Origin of the sequence: Nguyenibacter vanlangensis (genome assembly GCF_013376155.1) — a bacterium.
GTDB classification, from domain to species: Bacteria; Pseudomonadota; Alphaproteobacteria; order Acetobacterales; family Acetobacteraceae; genus Gluconacetobacter; species Gluconacetobacter vanlangensis.
Map to the genome: position 1 here is coordinate 1 of NZ_JABXXP010001094.1, position 711 is coordinate 711.

Consider the following 711-nt stretch of genomic DNA (forward strand, 5'->3'; position numbering starts at 1 on the left):
AGACGGCGGAACAATTCGCCCGGCAATGCGCCTCGGTCCCGCTGGGGCACGGCACCAGCCCGGACGAGGTCGCGCGCGCCGCGCTGTCGCTGCTCTGCCTGCCCTCGGTGACCGGCCAGATGCTGGCGCTGGATGGCGGGCAGCACCTGCAATGGTCCCCGGCCGCCACCGGCCACTCTCCCGAGGAATAAGGCAGACCGCGATGTCCATCTTTCCCGCATGGCCGGACCGGCCGCCGCTGCGCCGCGTGTTCCTCAAGGACATGGTGCTGCACGCCAATATCGGCATCTATCCGCACGAACAGGGCGTGACCCAGCCGATCCGGATCAATATCTCGTTCGGCGTGCCGGACGAGGCCGGCCTGACGGTCGGCCGCGACGATCTCAGCCGTACCGTATCCTACGAAAGGATCGTGCTGATGGTCCGCCGGATCGTCGCCGAGGGCCATGTCCGGCTGGTCGAGACCCTGGCCGAGCGCATCGCCGCCGGCGTAATGGCCGACGAACGGGTCAGGATCGTGCGCGTGCGGGTCGAGAAGCTGGATGTCTTCGACGATCTCGACGCCGTGGGGGTCGAGATCGAACGAAGCCGGCCGCCGGCCTAGTGTCCTGATTCCGAAATTCGCAAGCGAATTTTGGAATCGAAAGGACACTAGAATCAATATTTTAGTGGCCTGCTGATCCGAGAAATTCTCATAAGAATTTCTCGGGC

General features: G+C 64.4%; 1 protein-coding gene and 1 pseudogene. Both read left to right on the forward strand.

The window, feature by feature from the left end; genetic code table 11:
- Positions 1 to 191 (forward strand): annotated as a pseudogene (locus tag HUK84_RS21445) (short-chain dehydrogenase); the annotation flags it as partial.
- 11 nt (positions 192 to 202) lie between these two features.
- Entirely contained in the window at positions 203 to 604 is a 402-nt protein-coding gene (gene folB, locus HUK84_RS21450; RefSeq protein ID WP_176641953.1) for a dihydroneopterin aldolase, read from the forward strand.
- The last annotated feature ends 107 nt before the right edge of the window (positions 605 to 711 follow it).

Coding starts and splice junctions, on each gene's coding strand:
- folB (WP_176641953.1), top strand. CDS start 203: ATGTCCATCTTTCCCGCATGGCCGGACCGGCCGCCGCTGCGCCGCGTG.